A 19,228-nucleotide genomic window follows, 5' to 3' on the forward strand; every position below is an offset into this window, starting at 1 on the left:
GTCCCGCGCTGAGAGCCCCCAACCCCGCTCACCCTGCGACGAACACCGTCGGATCAGGAGGAAACAAGATGGCCGCTCAGGCCCACCCCGCAATCGATTCATCGCCGTCGCCCTGGTCAGCGGTGGCCAGGGCCGTCGCCCTGCTCACGGTGGCCGTCAGCGTGCTCCTGACCGCCTTCGCCTGGCCCTCGGCACGCTCATCGGTGCACGACGTGCCCATCGCTGTCGCCGGGCCGGCACCCGCGGTCAGACAGATCAGCGCCACCCTCGACGAGCGCCTTCCCGACGCCTTCGAAATCACCGAAGTCGCCGACACCGCCGCCGTCGCCGTCTACCGACAAGAGCATCGCAGCCGCACGGGATGAAAGTGCCAGGCTCCGCCCGCAAGACGGGGGCCGACGACGCCGGCACCGGCCCCTGAGCCGTGGACACGAGCTGCGACGTTACTTCGTCCCCTAAACGCGTGTTGGCCTCCGGCGGTGTTTCCACGCGTAGATGAAGGCAGCCAGACCAAGGATTGCCAGCGCGGCGGCGATCCACACCGCGTTCTCAAAGCTCTGCTCGAACGCGAGGGCCTCCGCGTTCTCCTGCTGGATGGCCTCAGGCGTCGGGTCCTGGTCGGGCAGGGTGATCCCGTTCCAGAACGTGATGCAGGGAATCAGACACGAGGTCACCATCAGGAGGACCCCGACGACCGTCAGCAGGCGCGCACGCGACACCGCGACAGGGTCCCACAGCCTTGAGGATCAAGTTGTTCCAGCGGCTCTTGAAGACCAGATCCGTTGATCCCTTCATTCAATTCGTGTCCCAGCCTCCATGACCTCGCATGCAACGTCATTCGACCTCTCCACCGCCGATCCACACCGGAGCAGTGAACGCGGCCGGTTCGTGCCCGATGCAACGGTCAACACGGGGTCATGGCGGCCCGGGCCGATGGCCTGAAGGTGCCGTGTGCCACTCCCACCTTCCCTGGCTATCCACGGTGTAGATCAATCCGACTCCACGCCCAGCGCACGGAGTTGCAATGATGACACCGTGAGTCAGGTAGCGGGTTGGGACTGCATGGTCGAGGGCGCACGTGTTCGCTTCATGCCTGGCCAGGACGATGATCCTGAAACGGCCGACAACATCGATGCCCACGTCTGCCTTGCTGATGGCACCCATCGTTACGCCACCTTCATGACCACGGATGAGATCAGCCGCGTCCTGCAAAAGTGGGCTGAGACTGGCGAGGCTGGTGGAGGTCGATACTTCTGGTGCTCGGACCTCGTCATCATTCCAAGGCCGGGCGTCGAGGCGATGGTGGCAGCCTTAGAAGAGATCATCCGATCCGGTGACACAGACGTAATGCTCGGCAAGGCGGAGGGCGACTCGGCTCGGCCACGAAGCTGTCGGCAGCGCTGATGGCAACCGCATCAGACGGCGGCCCGCGCCCTTTGCGCTACGGGCTGGTGAATCGAGCGATGACCGGGGCGTGATCCGGCACGATGGCTCGCTCCCGGCTGCGGGTGGAGGCGCCGATGGAGGTGATGTCGTCAACGAGCGAGTCGACGCTGACCAGTCGCAGCTGGAGGTCGCGGGTGGCCAGGATGTGGTCGATCAGTTCGCCGCGGCCTTGGTAGATGCGGGAGTAGGCGCGGGCTGGGGGCAGGCGTCGTCCGAGGTTGTACAGCCGGACCGCGTCGCCCTTGTCCGGGCGGTGAACGTCGCCGTCCGCGGGGCCCTCAAGCAGCACCGTGGTGACGGCGTCCGGTCCGTCGTTGAGGTCGCCGCACAGGATCGTCGGCATGCCCGGCTGCCCGTTGACGGCGGCTGCGGTCAGGATCTCGTTGAGGTGCACGCGTAGCGCGACGGCCTCGGCGGTGCGGCGCAGCAGGGCGTAGCCGGCGCCGCGGGCGCGTTCGTCTTCGCTGCGGGGGTAGCGCCGCCCGCCGGGGTAGGTGAGCAGCTTGCTCTTGAGGTGGGCGGTTAGCAGCCGTAACTCGGGGCCGCCGCAGTCGACGTGCACCTGGACCGCCCCGCGCCCCAGGTGCGTGAGGGTCCCGCCGTCAACGTCGGGGACCGCAGGCAGCCCCGCCTGCGGCAGCGCGACGATCTGCGCTTCCTCGGTCAGGGCGTGGCGGGCAAGAACAGCCACCCGGATGCCACGGCTGTCCGGGTGGGAGGACACCACCGCCTGCCACGGCTCGCCGAGGGCTGCCCGGAGATCCTCGGCCGCTGTCGGGGAGCCGATCTCCTGGAGGGCGACCACGTCGGCGCCGGTGCCGGAGACGAGTCCGGCGAGATAGGCGAGCTTCGCGGTGTACGTTTCTGCCGCCGGCGTGTCGCCAGCGTCGGGTCGGAACAGGTTCTCCACGTTCCACGTTGACGATCAGGTCGTTGGCCACCGTCGCTCCCAACGTGTGCTACCAGCCTGAGAGTCGCACTCTAAGACGCCGCTCCAGCCGCGATCGCCCGTTCCGTCGCCATGTCGACACGCACCAACCCGCCAGCAGTAACAGACACGCCTGCCGGCCACCGGAGCGGCGCTGGGAGGCTGGTACGGGCCAGTATTCGCAGAAGCCTCTTTCCCTCTTCACAAAGGCGACCTTCGATGGACATGCTCGGCCGAGATGGTCGCTGTTCATCGCGCTGCCGAGGAGGCCTTCATGCCAGTCACCCGACAGTCCCCCCGAACCTCACTGCGGCGGCGAGCCGTCACCGCCGCAGCCGCCGTGGCGCTGACCGGCGCCTACCTACTCGCCGTGGACGCCGCGCCGGCAATCGCGACGCCTCCCGGCATCCCGTCCAAGGCGACCGCCCAGTCGCAGCTCAACGCCCTCACCGTCAAGTCCGAGGGCTCGACGAGTGGGTACTCCCGGGACCTGTTCCCGCACTGGATTACCATCAGCGGCACCTGCAACACCCGCGAGACCGTCCTCAAGCGCGACGGCACCTCCGTCGTCACCGACAGCAGCTGCGCCGCCGTATCGGGCCGCTGGTACAGCCCATACGACGGCGCGACCTGGTCCGCCGCCTCGGATGTCGACATCGACCACGTCGTGCCCCTCGCCGAGGCGTGGCGCTCAGGTGCCAACGGATGGACCACCAGCCGGCGGCAGAGCTTCGCCAACGACCTCAGCCACCCGCAGCTGATCGCCGTCACCGACAACGTCAACCAGGCCAAGGGCGACCAAGACCCGTCCACCTGGCAGCCGCCCCTGTCGTCCTACCGGTGCACCTACAGCAAAATGTGGATCACCGTGAAGTACACCTGGGGCCTGACCCTGCAGTCGGCCGAGAAGTCCGCCCTGCAGAGCATGCTGAACACCTGCAGCTCCTGACGGCCAGTCCGCGCGCTCAAACCCCGAGGTTGCCGCCGGCGGGCTGCCACTGGAAAGCAAGGGCGGGCTTCCGAGGCGATGAGGCCGATGGCCGGATGCCAGGGATGTGGTCAACGGGCGGCGAGCTCAGCCCCAGGCTTGCCCCCTTTTCCGCCACCACTGCGGCCTGCGACGACGGTGGCGGTGGGCCAGCCAGGTGGCCGTGCCGTCCGCCAGGGAGGGTGGCGGCCATTCAATAGCCTTGGATCTATGGCAGAAGGGTGGCGTGGCCCCAGCGGGAACCTAGGGGAGGGACGTATGGAACCGTGGACCTTGGCGCAGGTGGATCACTGGCTTAACTGGGTGCACGACCGACACGACGAGTTCGACTACCGCTACATCTACTTCGCGTACTTGGCTGCTCGTGCTCCTGATCCGAGTGACGACGAGATCACCCTGACCGTCGAGGCCGACGGTGGTGTCGTGTTGCAAGCGGGCAACGACGATCGTGGACTGCGACTGGCGAACGACGACGAGCGGACCCAGTTCGTCGATCACCTGCAGCGGCGGTACTGCCGGGACCGGTACCCGAGCATGCGGGAGTGGGAGGAAGCCCAGCATGCGGACTTTCTTGAAGAGGCCCAGTGGCGGTTCGGATGATAATCCGCACTCCCCGGCGCCGGCGCCCGCACCAGCGAGAGGAGGCGGTTGGCACGTCGCCGCAGTTCCGTGGCCGTGACAGCCATACCCTCAGTGTGACCAGACCAAGTGGTCAGCGACCCGGCCGCGGGCTTGCCCAGCGGTGGGTTGTCGAAGAGAGAGCGCTGCCGGGACCTTCTCGGCGGGATGATAAAGGCAGGCTGGCCGCGGGCACGCAACGCCTGCGCCAGGCAATCGATCACCGGCAGGTCGGTCGGTCGGGTTCAACGAGGGCCGACATGACTGTCGTAGAGGCGTTGGCGAGCCCGCCCTCGTTGCATGTCCCGTCGATCGTCCCGAGCCTAGGCCGTCCAGAGCGACCTTTGGGCAACCGAGGTACCCGTGCCGACCGTCGCGAGCGGCTGACAACCCGCCAGGAGGCGGTAGGAGCACGGCCAGTACGCCTGGCAGTCGCGACACCGGCGCGGATCGTCCTCACACTGCCGGTGCCGCGCGGCCAACGCCTGCCACAGTTCCAGGTCCATATCCACGGCCACCTGGTACCCAGAAGCGCCACCGGCCACGCGACGACGGCGCCGTCGCGTTGCATTGTCCCGAGCCAGCGCTGCGCGAAGCCACCCAAGATCGAAAGTTTATTCCTCCGGAGCCGGGTATACGACGTGTGCTCAGAAGGCTGGATGCGGCTGAAGGAGCTTCGGCTTCGCCGAAGCTCCTTCGCTTCTCCCACCGCTGAGGAATGGGAGCGCCGAGCAGGTCGTTGGGCCGGAAAACTGCCCACCCAGCAGCAAGGCAGCAAGGCGCGGCCGGGGTTCCCGCCTCCGTCTAGGTCGAGAGGTGCCGAACCTCGCACGCGGGCCGTTGGGTTGTCTGGGCCCTGGGCGGGCCGCCAAACGCTGATCAGAGAGACGACCAGTAGTGCCGGAGGGAAGCGCCAGATCATCAGCGAGTGAGAAGTGGCTGACCTTTTGAGCGACAGACACATGCCTGTAGGCCGGACTTTGTCGGACCAGGGTGCCGCTACAGAGCCATGGTCACGGTGGCGGTGAGGCCCCTGTTGGTCGATTGCAGGGTGAGCGCGTCGGTGACGCGGCGAGCCAGCCAGAGTCCTCGGCCCCCAACGCCGGTGGGCGGGTTGTCGGGGATCCGCGGGAGTTGGCTGGGGCCGCCGTAGTCCCGTATCTCGCAGGTGAGGGCGACATGCCCTCTGGGCCGTATAAGGACACTGCCGCGGCCGCCGCCGTGTCGGACAGCATTGATGATCAGTTCATTGACGGCCAGGACGAAATCTTCGAGCCGGTCCCCGGACAGGCCGGCTGCTGCTGCCTGCGCCGCGATGACGTGGCGAAGGGCCCCGAAGTTGTCACGGGTGAAGGAGGCGGAGAGCAGCGCCGTCTGTCGCACCGGCCCGCGCGACGGCGGCGAACGATCCTGGTCTGTCATGGCACCTCCCGACCCTGCCTCAGCTCGTTCCTACCCAGCTTTGAGGCGATGGTGCGTAGTTGGGTAGGCGGAGCGCGATGACGGCGATGTCGTCTTCGTGTGCTGGGTCGGGGACGGTTGCGACAATCGTGTCGACCAGCTCGTCCAGGGGAAGGTGCGCGTGGTCGACCAGGCACGCGTGCAGTCGAGCGGCACCTTCCTCGAACGTCTCCGACCGGCGCTCGATCAGCCCGTCGGTGTAGAGAACCAGTGTCGAACCGGGGGACAGCGGCTGCTGCTGGTTCGTGCGGCGGACGAGGCGACTCGCGCCGAGCAACGGATTGCGGCCGGCCAGTGCCCGTACGCTGCCGTCCGAGTCGACGAGTACGGGCGGGGGGTGCCCAGCGTTGGACCATTGCAGGAGGTGCGAGCCGTCTGGCGTGGCGCCGACGTAGGCCAGGATCACTGAGGCGATCGATGGGTTGCCGAGCAGATGGTTGGCGTTGTCGAGGCGCCGGAGCAGGGCCGACGGTGGTTCCTGCCGGTCGACGAGGTAGCCGCGCAGGATGGAACGGAGCTGCCCCATCTGCGCCGCGGCGTTGATGTCGTGTCCTGCAACGTCCCCGATGACGACGGCGAGGGTGTCCTTCTCGATCTTGACCGCGTCGTACCAGTCGCCGCCGACCTGATCGCGGCGGTGCGCCGGCTGATAGCGAGCCGTCAGCTCAAGATGATTGAACCGGGGGAGGTGGCTGAGCATGGCACGTTGCAGGGTCCTGGCTGCATCTACTCGGTCTTGGAAGTGGCTGGCCCGTTGTAGTGCGTGGGCGACGTAGCCGGCGAGTGAGGTGATGAGGGCCCGTTCGTCGACCTCAAACGGATGAGCCTGCGGCCACGCGAAGAACAGGGCACCCAGGGGCTGACGGAGGCCTGGAACCGGGATGGCCGCAACGGCATGCCAGCCCACCGCTTCGATGGCGTCGGCGAGGTGCGGGTAGCGAGCGAGGATCCATGATCTATCGCCCAGGAAGACGGACTCGCCGGCGCGGACGGCGTCGGCGACCGGCAGTGGATCGTCGAGCGAGATGGGCAGCCACTTGGCAACCGCAGGCGGCAGATCCGTGGGGCCGACCAGATCAAGGAGGTTCTGCTCATTTCGCACCAGCAGTCCGACGAAGGACGGGCCGAGACTGCCACCGACGACGTCGCCGACCGCGGCGACGACGTCCTCGAAGGTCTCCGTGCCGGCCAGGGCGGTACTGGCGGCGAGCAAGACCTGACCGCGGTCGAAAGCGAGCGCCAATCGGTTGGACAGTTGCTCGACCGCCGTCTGGGCGGCGACCCGGGCCTCCAGCTCACGCCCGACTCGGCTGGCAGCGATGCGTAGCCGCAATTTCGCCGAGCAGGCGGCGGCCAAGTCAGCCAGTAGATCGAGTTCGGCGTCGGTCCAGGTCCGAGGCGAGGTGTCGATCGCGCACAAGGAGCCGATGACGTTGCCCTGGTCGTCGAGCAGTGGCATCCCGGCGTACCCGACGATCCCGAGACCCTCGATCGCGGGGTTGTCGCACACGCGATCATCGCCGCGAGCATCCGTGATCACAAGAGGCTTGGCCGCCATGACGACCGATTGGCCGAAGGAATGACCCAGCGGCGTCTGACGAGTGCTGGCCCACGGTTGGGCCAGGCCGGCCGCGCCGGGGAAGTACTCACAGACGTCGTCGACGAGCGATACCAGAGCCACCGGAACGCCGATGACCTTGGCAACCATGCGTGCGAAGCGATCCAACGCCTCGTCCGGTACAGCAGCCAGCGCAGTCGCCCGTACCGAGGCCAGCCGGGCCTCATCGCCTAACACACCGCTACCAACCCGCCTGAAGGTGCGCCCCAATAGGGGGTGCCGTCAACGTACCCGAGGCTTCCCTCCTACCCAAGCCCGACAGCCCGACCAGGCCATGAACGCGCCGGCGTGCCGGATCGGCGCACCAATCGTGGCACTCAGTCGTCCTCCCCAGGCACGGCACCGGCACCATCCGTTCTGGGGGCGGTCTGGTCCAGCCGACGCAGGACCGCTGGCTTGACCGCGCCGGCCGTTCGGCCCGTCCGTGAGCTACGGCCGATGCGGCGGTCGGATGTCGAGGTTGGGAAGAGTCGCGGCCAGGTCGCTGAGGGCGGCTCGCTGGCGATTAATGATCTCGCCGAGAAGCGCGGCGCCAGCTGGTGTGAGGTGCAAGTGCACCTCGCGCCTGTCAGCGAGGCCGCTGCGCCGCTCGACTAGCCGGTGACGTTGCAGGCGGTCGCACAGTCGAGAGGCGGCGGGCCTCATGACACCTAACTCGGCGGCGATCTCGCTGACGCGTCGTGGTCCTCGCGAATCGAGCAGCTGCAGGATCCGGTATTGCGGCAACGTGAGCTCCGGCTCAAGGCCGGTGAGGCAACGGACGGCCAGTGCCACGACCGCGCCTACCAGGGGAAGCAGAGCCTCGACGCTGCATTCGTGGCCGTCACCTCCGCAATGGATGTGGTGTGGCTGCTGACCCATGGGGGGCGGTCATTCGCCGACCTTTGCGCAACCGGGCGCGCCCGACGATCGCATCGGGGGTGGTGCGGGGACTGGTACAGGGCGGACAAGTGGGTGGTCAGGATTGCTGTAGTCCACCACGAGGTCCGGTCCATGGCTGCTATCGCCCTTGCTTACGGCAACCGAGCCATCCAAATGCGGGGCAGGGAAGGCTTCCCATCCGTCCTCGATGACGCGGATATTCACGTGGCAATCATCTTGGCTGACAGTCGTGCGCGGACCAGCGATGATCACGTTCAGCGTCGTGTCCTCAACGAGGTGAGCAGCCGCGCCTGGACGCCCTGACGGCGCGCCGGCAGGCGTGGGCGGCAGGCAGCGACAAGCCCGGCCCCGAGCGTGCAGGGCTCTGGCCAGATGTCCGGCGAAGGGCAGGCGCGCCGGAGAGCAGGTCACCGTGACGCGTAACGCCTTGCCCTGTGCGGCCATGACGATCGCGTCCGCTACAGCTGCCAGTACTTCTCGCTCTCGCCCCGCCGTCGTGAGCTCCGCGACCATAGGCCTCCTCCCACTCCGGCTCCAGCCCGTGCGGCCGAACTTCACAGCCATGACATCGGTGGATGCTCGTCATACCGCCCGGCAGCGCTGAAGCTCATCGGACTAGATCCAAGGCTGCAGGGTGAGCCCCGCGGGGCGCTGATCGGGGCGGGAAGACTTACTCCGTCTCAGACCAACCAAGCGCTACGTGGGATGCCAGCGTTACGGCGATCTCATGCGGCCCGCGCCAGGTTTGGCTGCTTGGCCGGCTCACAGGGGTCGACCGGAGCAGAGGGAGACCAGGAGATATGCTGTGATGCTGACAATTTCACCGATATCGTCGCCATTCATCGGCAATATCGGCGCGTCGGTGGCGCGCGCGCTCGAACTGGTCACCGCCGAGGTTGCCATCGTGAGGCCGCGGGCATTCCCGCACGCCTGTCGCAGACTGGCAAGGTCAGGCGCTGGTCTACGAGGCGATCCCGTCAGCGTTGTCGAGGCCAGGCCCTCTGTTCAAGGCGACGCCGGACGTCGCCGAGAAGCGGCGCCCAGTCGACGGCTTCGAAGCGGCGGTCTCCTCCGTCAACGAACCGGCGTGTCGCGGCACCGCACACGCCTTCCGCCTGGGGCTCGTCAGAGTGCGCTGCCCCTACCGGCCGATCGTTGTAGCGAGGTGGACTGATCGTGACGAGGCAGAATTCCGGACAGCGTGGCAAAAGCTTGGCTGCACTACCCGCATATCGACCAAGAACGGCCGCATGCCGAGCACGAGCCACCCGGATAGAGACCTTCACGCGTCGATCCCGGCCGCGTAGCTGCCATGTCGGGTCGGGCGCTCGCCGTCAGCAGCCGACCACCACCGCGCCAACCCGCTCATGCCTAGCCCAACCCTCCGACACCTGCCCTACGACCTGCGCCTGCAACCGCTGCGAGTCCAAGGCGAGAAGGCGACACGACCCGCACAGCGCCGGCAACTCCTCAGCGCCCTCCCGGGGGTCGCTTGGCTGGCAGCGGAACCCGACCGGCACCTCTTCGTCGACGGGAAGGCAGAACCTCAGCAACGTCCCCGCACGCTTGCACATCAGGAGCGCCTTGACGTAGTGCAGTCCCACCAAAACCTCCTGCTCGCAGCGGCCGCCGACCGGTGATCCAGTTTCTCTAACCGTTAGCGACAGGCGCTACTCAACCATGACGCGGGGAAGCTGCTGGCGCAGCGGCTTCTCGGCACGAGCCTGCCCTTTCGTTGAGATGGCAGCCATGACGATGATCTCTGGCCTGCGACGCGGTGGCTGGCTGGGATGGCCGGGGCTTGCCTGTACGGTCGGCGGCATGGGTTGGCTAGCAGGTCGGGGGCGAGGGTGAGCGGCGTTACCCGATGCCCTAGGAATCGTCGATCGTAAATGGAGCCGGAAGATGCACTGATCATGGCCGCCGGCGATCGACTTGCCACCATCGCGCGGGAAATAGTCACCGGTGCATGGCAGCAACTCCGGACCCGTCAGTCCCAGGCGAGTTGCCGCTGGACCCGGAAGCGGATGGTTCGACTGTTGTCGTCATCACGAGCGGACTGGTCACGGGCACTGATCGCGGTGTGCGCGTGAACGCCCTCGTGAGGGTCAACCGCCGGGCGCCAGGTGAGGCGCCTGCGCTACCTGGCGGCTCCCCGGACGTCATTCTCGACTACGGCGAGCCGCACGGGCCCATGATCCGGTACATGGCCACCTTCCTCTCGGCCGGTTCCAAGTAATACCAATGCGGCGCGCCAGCCCACCCCGGCTGCTGCCCTTTCGCGCCCGGATGTCGGCGACCTGTGACCGATGAGCCGTTTCTTTGTGCCGCTCATGCGGCCTCGACGAGGCATGCAACCACTCCAATGTGAATTGTTCTCAAAAGGTTTGCCCTGCTCGATAGGGGTAGGAGCTACGACGCAAGAGCAACCGAGAGGAAGGAACAGCACATGCGTGTAGCACGCCTCGGAACCACCGCCGCTGCGCTCGCCGCCGCGGCGGGTCTCGTCCTCGGCAGCACGGGCGTGGCTCAGGCCGCCCCGGTGGCGCAGCAGGCTCCGGCCGTCGCACCCGCCGCCTCGACGGTGGCCACACCGGTCACGGGCAGCTTCACCGACGCCCTGGGCGGCACCGGCGCCTTCGCCGGAACGTTCACGCCCACCCGATTCATCAACCAGAACGGTCAGCTTGCCGCCGTCGGCACGCTCACCGGCACTCTCACCAACTCGCTGGGTACGACGCTCGGCACCGTAACGCAGCAGGTCACCGTGCCGCTGCAGGCCGCCGGCACGTGCGACATCCTGCACCTCAACCTCGGGCCGCTGGATCTCAACCTGCTCGGCCTCGTGGTCCACCTCGACGAGATCGTGCTGGACATCACCGCCCAGCAGGGGCCGGGCAACCTCCTCGGCAACCTGCTCTGCGCGGTCGCAGGCCTGCTCGACAACACCGGCGGCGGCGGGGGCCTGAACGGCATCGTCGCCCTGCTCAACCGGATCCTGTCGCTGCTCGGCTGAGCATCGACACCCACTGCTCAGGAGCTGAGGGGTGAAGGCCGCCGGATAGGCCCGGCGGCCTTCACCGCGTCCGCGCGACCCGGGTCCCGCCGCCGGCCGACCGCTTGTCACCGGTGGACGAGAAACAGGATCTTCGCAGGTCAGCGATTCGTGATCAACAAACAAGGGTAGTTCTTCCCGCCGTGGGAGAGATGAACGAGGGTCATGTCGAACGAGCGCGGCCAACCCGCGCCTTCGCCCGGGTCCGCGTGGTTGCCCGGGTGCCGATCAACCGGCGCAATCCGGCTCCGGTCGCCGGGCCTGACCCTGTCCCTGCGGCGGAACCGTCGACCGCCGCTGAACCTGCCGACCCCCACACCGAGCTGCTACAGCCGCCGGATGTGACCGCTGCGATCTTCGTAGACGGCTCGGGGCGTCGCGGTCGCCGGTTGCGGATGGTCACGTACGCCCTGGTCGTGCTCGCTCTCGCGCTGATCCTCGCGTTCTGGGTGATGCAGGGCGTGGACGTGCTCGGGTCGTCGGCCTGATGGGCGTCTGGCGTGGAGGCCGGCGCGTACCGGCCACCGATGACACAGCGCCGCCGCCCCGAGCCCCCCTGGCGCAGGCACGGCGGCGGCGGCGCAGCCGGCGTCGCTGGATCCTGGCCGCCGTAGCGACGTTCATTCTGCTCAATCTGCTCGCCGTCGGCGCGTACGCCAACGCTCGTTTCACGCCCGACCATCGCGCCGGCGGCCCGGCCGGAGCGGGCGCGGTGCCAGCGGCGGTGCGCGACGCGGGCACGGTGGTCGACCCGCGCAGCGGGCACGTGGTCGCGCGGCGGATGCCGGCGCGCACGATCGCGCTGACCTTCGACGACGGACCGGACCCGGTGTGGACGCCGAAGATGCTCGACGTGCTGAGCCGCCATCACGCGCCGGCGACCTTCTTCGTCGTGGGCTCACAGATCAGCCGGTACCCCGACCTGGCGAAGCGGATGACCCGGGAGGGCCATGAGCTGGGCATCCACACCTTCACCCACCCCGAGATGACAGACCTGCCGCCCTGGCGGCGAAAGCTGGAATATTCACAGACTCAGGCGGCGATCGCCTACACCACCGGCGTCACCACCGGCCTCGCCCGACTGCCGTACTCCAGCGGCGTTGACGCCCTGGACGACGACAGTTGGCGGGTGGTGCAGGAGACCGGCACGTGGGGGTACGTGTCGGTGTTCAACGACACCGACAGCCAGGACTGGGCCCGTCCCGGCCCGGACGCGATCGTTCGTAACGCCACCCCGGAAGGTGATCGGGGAGCCGTCGTCCTGATGCACGACAGCGGCGGCGACCGGTCCCAGACCATCGCCGCCCTGGACCGCTTCATCCCGCAGATGCAGGCCCGGGGCTACCGGTTCACCACCGTCTCACAGGGGCTGGGCGGGCAGTTCGGCAGCACCGCGCGGCTGGGCACCGCCGACGAGATCCGCGGTGCACTGCTGGTGTGGGGGGTGCGGGCCGCCGATGCCACGGTGCGCCTGCTGTGGTTGCTGCTCATCGTGGTCGGCCTGCTCACCCTGGCCCGCACGCTGCTGCTGTTCGGGTACGCGCTCCGGCACGCTCGCCACCGCCGGGCACCCACCTGGTCCTGGGGCGGCGAGGTGACCGACCCGGTCACGATCATCGTGCCGGCCTACAACGAGCGGACGACGATCGCGGCAGCGGCCCGTTCCCTGGCCTCCGGCACCCATCCCGGGATCGAGGTGCTGGTCGTCGACGACGAGTCCGACGACGGCACCGCGGAGGCGGTGGAGCGGCTGAGGCTGGCTAACGTGCGGGTGGCCCGCATACCCGGCGGCGGGAAGGCCGCCGCACTGAACGCGGGAGTAGCGCTGGCCCGCAACGACCTGCTCGTCATGGTCGACGCCGACACGGTGGTCGACCCCGACGCGATCCACCGCCTCGTGCAGCCGCTCGCCGACCCCCGCGTCGGCGCGGTGGCCGGCAACGTGAAGGTGGGCAACCGGCGGCGGCTGCTGGGCCGCTGGCAGCACATCGAGTACGTCATCGGGTTCAGCCTGGACCGGCGGCTCTACGACACGCTGCACTGCATGCCGACCATCCCGGGCGCGCTCGGCGCGTTCCGCCGGGAGGCCGTCCTCGCTGCCGGTGGCCTCAGCCGGGCCACCCTGGCCGAGGACACCGACCTCACCATGGGCATCCACCGCGCCGGGTGGCGGGTGGTGTACGAGGAGAAGGCGGTCGCGCGCACCGAGGCGCCGAGCACGTTGCCGGACCTGTGGCGGCAGCGCTACCGCTGGAGCTACGGCACCATGCAGGCCCTCTGGCGCCACCGCCGGGCCCTCACCGACACCGGGCCGTCCGGACGCTTCGGCCGGCGCGGCGTGCCGTTCATCGCGCTCTTCTCCGTCATCCTTCCCCTACTCGCTCCGGTCGTCGACATCTTCGCCGTCTACGGCCTGTTCTTCCTCGACCGGTACGAGACCGTCATCGCCTGGCTCGCCATCCTGACCGTCCAGATCATCACCGCGATCCTGGCGTTCCGCCTCGACCGCGAACCGTTACGCCCGCTATGGGCCCTGCCGCTGCAGCAGTTCCTCTACCGCCAGGTCATGTACCTGGTGCTGCTGCACTCCGCGATCACGGCGCTCAGCGGGGGCCGCCTCAAGTGGCAGAAACTGCGCCGCACCGGCGAGGTCGCCACGCCGCAGCCCGCACCGCCTCCACCGGCCCCCGTCATCCCCGAGCAGGCTGCGTAACCAGCCGCGGGGGCGGCCGGAGTGGGCCGGTAGGACGTAACGCCGCACCCAGCGGCGACGCCTGTGAAGGGAGGTCGTGTGACCTCGGCATCGGGGCGGGCAGCCCGCCCCCCGCGGCCCGCCCCGATCCACACCCCGACACGGCGCAGTGACGCCACCAGAGTCCGTGATGGTGGAGGTGCCCAGGCGGTCACCGGACCGGCGTGGTGACGCCGGCAGCCGCCCGCCTGGCGGTGGCCGGCAGCCAGGGTGAGCCCGCGATCAGGGCCTGGGCCTGCGCCGGCCAGACGACACCGGCACGGGTTCGCCTCGACCGCAGGGGCCGTCCGACTCGCCTGGACTCTTGATCCACAGCAGCGCCGCCACGCGGGGCAGGCCGGGCGCGGTGGTCGGCGGCTGGCCGAGGGCCTGGCGGGGCGGGTTGCACCACTGGTCGTCGGGCGGGGCGGGCAGGCCGTTGCGCGAGGTGTCGATGAGCATCTCCCGGTCGCCGACCAGGTCCGACAGGCGCAGTCCCCACCGGTGGCTGTCCGCGGTCGACTGCCGGTTGGCCACGTTCACCGCGAGCCCCTCCGCCCGCGCCACGCCGGCCTGGCGGAGCCGTCCGGCCATCTCCTCCGGGCTGCGCCAGGGGGAATTCCCCGCGTCGAGGTAGACGTACTGCCCGGCGTCGGAGAGCCGGTGGACGGCGTGGACGAGCAGAGCCGCCCGGGCATCGTCGTAGCACTCGTCGGCCACGGCGTCCGGCTCCAGGACGACGGCGGCCCGGCTGTCGCCGAGCACCGCGACCGTGCGCTCGATGAACCGGTCGTACGCCTCGGCGTCAGCCGCGCCGCCCGCGTCCCGGCCGCAGTCCCGGTTCGGCACGTGATAGATCACGATCAGCGGCAGGGAACGCCGATCTCGGGCGGCGTCCAGGTAGGTCCGGAGGTCGGCCAGGTCCGCCGGCCCGGTCAGCCAGCGGGCCTGCGGGGTGTCGGCGATCGGGTCCACCCACCGTGCGCCATGGTCGTCACGCCAGTGCGCGGCCGGGCTGTCGGCGTCCACGACCAGGGTCGCCCCCGGAACGGGTGCCGCAGCGGCGCGTACTCCTCGCCGCCTCCGCCGCAGCCAGCCGCAGTGGCGAGCACCACGGCCAGGGCAACGGAGACCAGGGCTCGGCGCACCAGGTCACGGTAGGGCGGTTGCCGGCCATCCGCAGCGGTGGCCGGTCCGGGCTCCCGGACGTATCGCCTGGTGGCATGATGTCCCGCGTGTCCGCCCCTGCCGACTCGACCAGCGCCGAGGCGGTACGCGGCCTGCGCCTGCTCGAGGCGGTTGTCGTGCGCGAGGTACTTCCGCTGCTACGGGATCCGTCGTCGGCAGTGGTTGACGAGTGGCGGCGCGCGGACGTGCCGAGATGATTGCCCAGCACGAACATGATCACCGGGTCTAGCAGCGCCCTACACTGCGTCGATGGCACTGAGAGCGTGTTTGAGATGGGGTTGATCAGGCCCAGGTGAAGGTGCGACGGGCTTGACGGCGTGCGGGTTGGCCGCGGCTGATGCGGCGTGTCATGCCGGCGATGGCGGCCCAGCGGACGAGGGCTTCGGATACGGCGGGGTGGCGCTCGTAGTCGCGGGCCAGCCGGCGACAGGCGGTGAGCCATGCGAGGGTGCGTTCCACGACCCACCGGCGTGGGTGGACGGCGAAGCCACGCTGGTTGGCGGGTTTGCGGACGATCTCCAGCGTGGTGCGCAGGGTGTCGCGGGTCCAGTCGACGAGTCGTCCGGCGAAGCCCTGGTCGGCGAAGACGTGCCGGATGGGGGCGGCCATGTAGGCGCTGAGCAGGGCTGCCTTCGCGCCGTCGCGCTCCAGCTCGCGGCGAGCACGGTCACGGTGACCAGCAGGCCCAGGGTGTCGGTGATGATGAACCGCTTCCGACCGTTGACCTTCTTGCCAGCGTCGTAGCCTCGGCTGCCCCGGCCGACGGTGTCGGCACCCTTCACGCTCTGGGAGTCGATAATCCCCGCCGACGTCCGGCTGGCGGCCCTGCTGCACCCGCGCCTTGACCCGCAGCGTGGCCAGGAGTTTCTCCGTCACGCCGGCTTCTTCCCACCGGACGAAGTACCAGTACACCGGCTGCCAGGGAGGCAGGTCAGCGGGCAGGTACCGCCACGGACACCCGGACCGCACCACGTACAGGATCGCGTTGACGATCTCCCGCCGCGGGTGCTTCTCCCACCGGCCGTCGGTGTTCGGCTCCGGCAACAGCGGCTCGATCAGCGCCCACTGGGCGTCGGTCAGGTCGGAGGGGTAGCCACGGCGAGCAGACACCGCCGCTACCCTGCCCGTCACGCCGGTGGAAGTCGTGCCGCCATGCCGTCCGCAACAGACCTTCTCAAACACGCTCTAATACCAGGCCAGCCATCGATGCAGCGCCTGGCGGGAGACCCCGAATCGTTCGGCGACGTCCGTGACCGTCGATCCGGCAAGCACGTCCTGGACGGCTCGATACCGCTGTTCCATCACGCTCATCTCCGCCAACACTCGGCCGAGTGTCACGCAGGTCCTGATACCGATGTGTCACGCAGGTCCCGAGACCGGACAGGCCCGCTGCCGGCGTGTCGGACTCCAGTTGATGCGTGACGGATTGATGTCAGATGTCGGGTGACACGTCCGGCTAGACGATCATGGTGGAGCGAGGACGGCGGACGGGCCGGGTCGGCTTCCGCCCCTGCCGGCCCGTTGATCGCCACTCCTACCGTAGGCCGTCGGCGGGCGTTGACCGCCGACCGTTGATTGGACTGTTTAGGAGAGTTGAGCCGTGGCGAAACGTAAGGCCGGCGCCACCGCCCCCGCTGACACCGGTTGGTGGAGAACGGGGCTGATGGCCTCAGTGTTTCTCCTGCTTGGTGCGGCCTTGGTGGTTGGCTCCATCTTGTGCCGGTGGCGGTTGTCGGAGCGGGCGGACCGGCTGCGGGGCGAGGGAGTTCCCGTCACCGCCACGGTTACCGATCGAGCCGGGGGTGGCGGCCGTGGCAGCGGCATCGATCGCATCGAGATCTACTACATGTACGGGCCGGCGCAGTATCACACGTGGATCCCTTGCGCCGGGGTGACCGGCTGCCACAGCACTCCAGAACCGGAACTGACAGTGTGGGTCGATCCGGCAGAGCCCGAGCGGTTCGTGGCCGAGAACGGGCACACCGATGGTTCGTTGTCCTTCCTGATGTCCTGGACGACCATTCCGATGGGCGGGGCGTTTGCGGCCGTAGGAGGTGCGGGCCTCGGCCTCGTCCTTCATGTCAAGCGGAGTGGAAGGGCCAGCGCCAACCAGCCCAGTCAGGGCCGCCGCGGCCGTGGCGGTCGACGCCGCTAGCAGGTACGCGACGTTGTAGCCTGGCGGAGGGAGCAGGCCAGCCTCAGCGTCCCGGTTCACCCGTGGCAGTTTGAAATCCGGCGGGACGGCTTGGGAACCGGTTCGGCTGCGCCGGGCCGAACTCCCGCCGCTGTTCCTCACTTGGCCCGTGCTCTCGACCAGGCGAGAAGGCGGTCGCCGAACAGTGCCACGACCAGTGTGACGGCGCCGAGGGCCGCGAACAGCCCACCCGTCACGATCCTCGACCAACGGTTGAGCCACGCCGCTGAATCGTCGGTGTCACCGTTCGCGGCCACGAACTCCTGCGGCCTCGCTGGATCGACCCACACGGTCATCTCGACAGGCGGTTCCCGCTGACAGCCAGTACCGCCGCCGCACCGAATGCGGTCCTGGTAATACCCGCCTTGATATTCGTAGGTCACGATGAGGCCATCCGGCCCGCTGTTCCGGCCCCACCCGTTGTAGAAGTGCGAGACCGTAGCCGTGACCGGCACCCCGTCGGCACGCAACCGATCCGCCTTCGCGGACACCCGCGTCATGTAGACGGCCGAGGCCACCGCCAGACTCAATCCGCCCAGAAAGAACACCAAGCCCATGGCAATGACCTCCCCCCAGCCCCGCCTGTCCTGCACCGGCGGTGTAGCGGGTCGCCTGCGTCTTCTAGCCATCGAACCCCTTCGTATCCCGGACCGAACGCACTCTGCCAAACGTCGTCAAGTCGATGCCCTTCGACTTCGCTACCGTCACAGACCACATCCCAACGGGTCAGTTAACACAACGCCGGGGATCTCGCCCCGTTCAAAGGCTGAGGCTGACGATCTCTCGTTTCATCTCGACCGCTTCGTCGTCCCGGTCGCACAGCAGCAGCACCTTGAACGGGACGCCCTTGCCATCCGGCCGGCCGAGCGGGCTGGCCCACGTGCGAACGGCCCGCGACAGGACCCGAAAGAGTGTCTGCCGCTCGTCAGGGCTGGTGGACATGAGCAGTGGCGCGCGCTCCACGACGATGAGGTAGGAGTCGGCGGGCAGCCAGTTCAGGTCACGGAGGCAGTCGGATAACGCGTCCCAGTTCCAGCCGAAGTAGCCGGGAAAGAGCAGCGCGTCGGAGAACTCGTAGAAGACATGGTCCGCATCCGTCATCTTCGCCCCGTCCAACCGGGCGACAACCAGGTTTCCCGCTTCCGGCACGATCGCCCCGACCTGGACGATCGTTCCAGGCCCGCACACCGTCAGCGGCTCGCCAGGGCCGTTCCACCAGTCGCTCATGGTCGTATTCACCAGCCCATTGCCGGCTCGCCCATGACCTGGCCTCCCACGCCTGCGGCAAGGTCGTGCGCAAGCTTGGGTTGTGCAGGGTGCACGTGTACGTAGACGCTGTGCCCGCCCGGTGCTGGAACGTGCCACAGTTCGGCACCGTTGACGGCGAGCTCAAACCCGCAGCGGTTGTGCTCGCTCGGCCAGCACGTCTGCCACGAGATCCATGCGGGATCCGTGCCCGCCGGGGCGAGGAGAACGTCAGCCGAGGTCCTCGGCAGCGGGTACTCGGGCGTGGAGACCAGAGCGCCGATCGGTGGCAGTTGACGGAGCGCTGCCACGACCTCGGTTGTCATGTCCGTGATCAGGTAACCGCTGCCGTCACGGTGCCGACGCGGCCGGTCGCCAGGCGGTAGATGTGGCTCCAGAACGCCTCTTAGCTGATTGAGCAAGCGTGCCGGGATGGACAGGGACACCAAGGCTGGTCCGATGCCCAGGTACCGGACCAGCCCATGGGTACTGGTCTCTGCACGCCCGAGGACGTCCTGGGGGCAGCGGCAGCCGATCGACCTGCGGGCCAGCAGACGCTGGGACATCGCATACGCGACGCCAAGGTCATCACTGGTATGTATCCGGTAGACAGCCGAGTTCCCCATGGATCGCAGTCTCTCAGCCGTACGCTCAGAACCCGAACAGCGTCCTGACGCACCAATCTGTGCCTGCGCCCGCGGAAGCACTCGGTCCAGGTCGTGTCACCCATCACGTGAAGCCAGCCTGTAACGCATCAAGCGGAGTACGACACGGCACCGCCGGCAGCCAGCCGCGCCGCGCCGGAGCAGCGCGGCGCAGGGATGCGCGCGCCGGGTCCGCGCGGCAAGCCCCAAGCATGGGGGCGGCGACCGCC

The 19,228-nt window shown here is 68.5% G+C and carries 17 protein-coding genes and 2 pseudogenes; 8 read left to right on the plus strand and 11 right to left on the minus strand.

The genetic code is table 11. The annotated features are described in order from the left end of the window. Positions 1-68: 68 nt before the first annotated feature. A complete protein-coding gene (locus tag GCE86_RS09110; RefSeq protein ID WP_204342173.1) occupies positions 69-365 on the plus strand; it encodes a hypothetical protein in 297 nt (98 codons plus the stop codon). A gap of 90 nt (positions 366-455) precedes the next feature. On the opposite strand, the gene GCE86_RS09115 is transcribed toward GCE86_RS09110, so the two are convergent. Then, positions 456-719: a hypothetical protein gene (locus GCE86_RS09115; protein WP_154226538.1), complete on the minus strand. Its 264-nt coding sequence runs from the start codon at positions 717-719 to the stop codon at positions 456-458. Between the two features lie 316 nt (positions 720-1,035). On the opposite strand from GCE86_RS09115, the gene GCE86_RS09120 reads away from it, so the two are divergent. Next, positions 1,036-1,404, plus strand: a complete 369-nt coding sequence (locus GCE86_RS09120; protein ID WP_154226539.1) for a hypothetical protein — start codon at positions 1,036-1,038, stop codon at positions 1,402-1,404. Between the two features lie 37 nt (positions 1,405-1,441). On the opposite strand, the gene GCE86_RS09125 is transcribed toward GCE86_RS09120, so the two are convergent. Then, positions 1,442-2,356: an endonuclease/exonuclease/phosphatase family protein gene (locus GCE86_RS09125; protein ID WP_244317239.1), complete on the minus strand. Its 915-nt coding sequence runs from the start codon at positions 2,354-2,356 to the stop codon at positions 1,442-1,444. A 292-nt stretch (positions 2,357-2,648) separates the two neighbouring features. On the opposite strand from GCE86_RS09125, the gene GCE86_RS09130 reads away from it, so the two are divergent. Further along, on the plus strand, positions 2,649-3,323 hold the full coding sequence (locus tag GCE86_RS09130; protein WP_154226540.1) for an HNH endonuclease family protein: 675 nt from the start codon (positions 2,649-2,651) through the stop codon (positions 3,321-3,323). A 297-nt stretch (positions 3,324-3,620) separates the two neighbouring features. Next, positions 3,621-3,962 (plus strand): hypothetical protein, encoded by a 342-nt coding sequence (locus GCE86_RS09135; RefSeq protein WP_154226541.1) that lies wholly within the window; start codon positions 3,621-3,623, stop codon positions 3,960-3,962. 1,017 nt (positions 3,963-4,979) lie between these two features. Here GCE86_RS09135 and GCE86_RS09140 read toward each other — a convergent pair. The 4 genes from GCE86_RS09140 to GCE86_RS09155 form a co-directional block, all read right to left on the minus strand. Further along, positions 4,980-5,402, minus strand: a complete 423-nt coding sequence (locus tag GCE86_RS09140; protein WP_154226542.1) for an ATP-binding protein — start codon at positions 5,400-5,402, stop codon at positions 4,980-4,982. Between the two features lie 19 nt (positions 5,403-5,421). After that, positions 5,422-7,149, minus strand: coding sequence for a SpoIIE family protein phosphatase (locus GCE86_RS09145; RefSeq protein WP_154226543.1), 1,728 nt, complete (start codon positions 7,147-7,149; stop codon positions 5,422-5,424). A gap of 339 nt (positions 7,150-7,488) precedes the next feature. Continuing rightward, positions 7,489-7,920, minus strand: a complete 432-nt coding sequence (locus GCE86_RS09150; RefSeq protein ID WP_154226544.1) for a MarR family winged helix-turn-helix transcriptional regulator — start codon at positions 7,918-7,920, stop codon at positions 7,489-7,491. 1,355 nt (positions 7,921-9,275) lie between these two features. Continuing rightward, on the minus strand, positions 9,276-9,545 hold the full coding sequence (locus GCE86_RS09155) for a hypothetical protein (RefSeq protein WP_154226545.1): 270 nt from the start codon (positions 9,543-9,545) through the stop codon (positions 9,276-9,278). Between the two features lie 845 nt (positions 9,546-10,390). Here GCE86_RS09155 and GCE86_RS09160 point away from each other — a divergent pair. From GCE86_RS09160 to GCE86_RS09170, 3 genes are all read left to right on the plus strand, one after another. Beyond that, positions 10,391-10,957: a hypothetical protein gene (locus GCE86_RS09160; protein ID WP_204342172.1), complete on the plus strand. Its 567-nt coding sequence runs from the start codon at positions 10,391-10,393 to the stop codon at positions 10,955-10,957. Between the two features lie 380 nt (positions 10,958-11,337). Beyond that, positions 11,338-11,484 carry a hypothetical protein gene (locus GCE86_RS09165; protein ID WP_154226546.1) on the plus strand — a complete coding sequence of 49 codons (147 nt, stop codon included), beginning with the start codon at positions 11,338-11,340 and terminating at the stop codon, positions 11,482-11,484. A 224-nt stretch (positions 11,485-11,708) separates the two neighbouring features. Next, entirely contained in the window at positions 11,709-13,709 is a 2,001-nt protein-coding gene (locus tag GCE86_RS09170; protein WP_244317240.1) for a bifunctional polysaccharide deacetylase/glycosyltransferase family 2 protein, read from the plus strand. Positions 13,710-13,970: 261 nt separating this feature from the next. On the opposite strand, the gene GCE86_RS09175 is transcribed toward GCE86_RS09170, so the two are convergent. From GCE86_RS09175 to GCE86_RS09185, 3 genes and pseudogenes are all read right to left on the minus strand, one after another. Then, positions 13,971-14,756, minus strand: a complete 786-nt coding sequence (locus tag GCE86_RS09175) for a glycoside hydrolase family 6 protein (protein ID WP_163636777.1) — start codon at positions 14,754-14,756, stop codon at positions 13,971-13,973. 441 nt (positions 14,757-15,197) lie between these two features. After that, positions 15,198-16,046 (minus strand): annotated as a pseudogene (locus GCE86_RS09180) (IS5 family transposase). A gap of 57 nt (positions 16,047-16,103) precedes the next feature. Next, positions 16,104-16,238 (minus strand): annotated as a pseudogene (locus GCE86_RS09185) (helix-turn-helix domain-containing protein); the annotation flags it as partial. A 277-nt stretch (positions 16,239-16,515) separates the two neighbouring features. On the opposite strand from GCE86_RS09185, the gene GCE86_RS09190 reads away from it, so the two are divergent. Then, positions 16,516-17,070 carry a DUF3592 domain-containing protein gene (locus tag GCE86_RS09190; RefSeq protein ID WP_154226549.1) on the plus strand — a complete coding sequence of 185 codons (555 nt, stop codon included), beginning with the start codon at positions 16,516-16,518 and terminating at the stop codon, positions 17,068-17,070. Positions 17,071-17,207: 137 nt separating this feature from the next. Here the strand turns inward: GCE86_RS09190 and GCE86_RS09195 are convergent, their stop codons facing one another. Together GCE86_RS09195 and GCE86_RS09200 are read right to left on the minus strand one after the other, a co-directional pair. Further along, on the minus strand, positions 17,208-17,666 hold the full coding sequence (locus GCE86_RS09195; RefSeq protein WP_163636776.1) for a DUF3592 domain-containing protein: 459 nt from the start codon (positions 17,664-17,666) through the stop codon (positions 17,208-17,210). 202 nt (positions 17,667-17,868) lie between these two features. Beyond that, positions 17,869-18,336 (minus strand): barstar family protein, encoded by a 468-nt coding sequence (locus GCE86_RS09200; protein WP_154226551.1) that lies wholly within the window; start codon positions 18,334-18,336, stop codon positions 17,869-17,871. Positions 18,337-19,228: the final 892 nt, after the last annotated feature.

This window comes from Micromonospora terminaliae (assembly GCF_009671205.1).
GTDB classification, from domain to species: Bacteria; Actinomycetota; Actinomycetes; order Mycobacteriales; family Micromonosporaceae; genus Micromonospora; species Micromonospora terminaliae.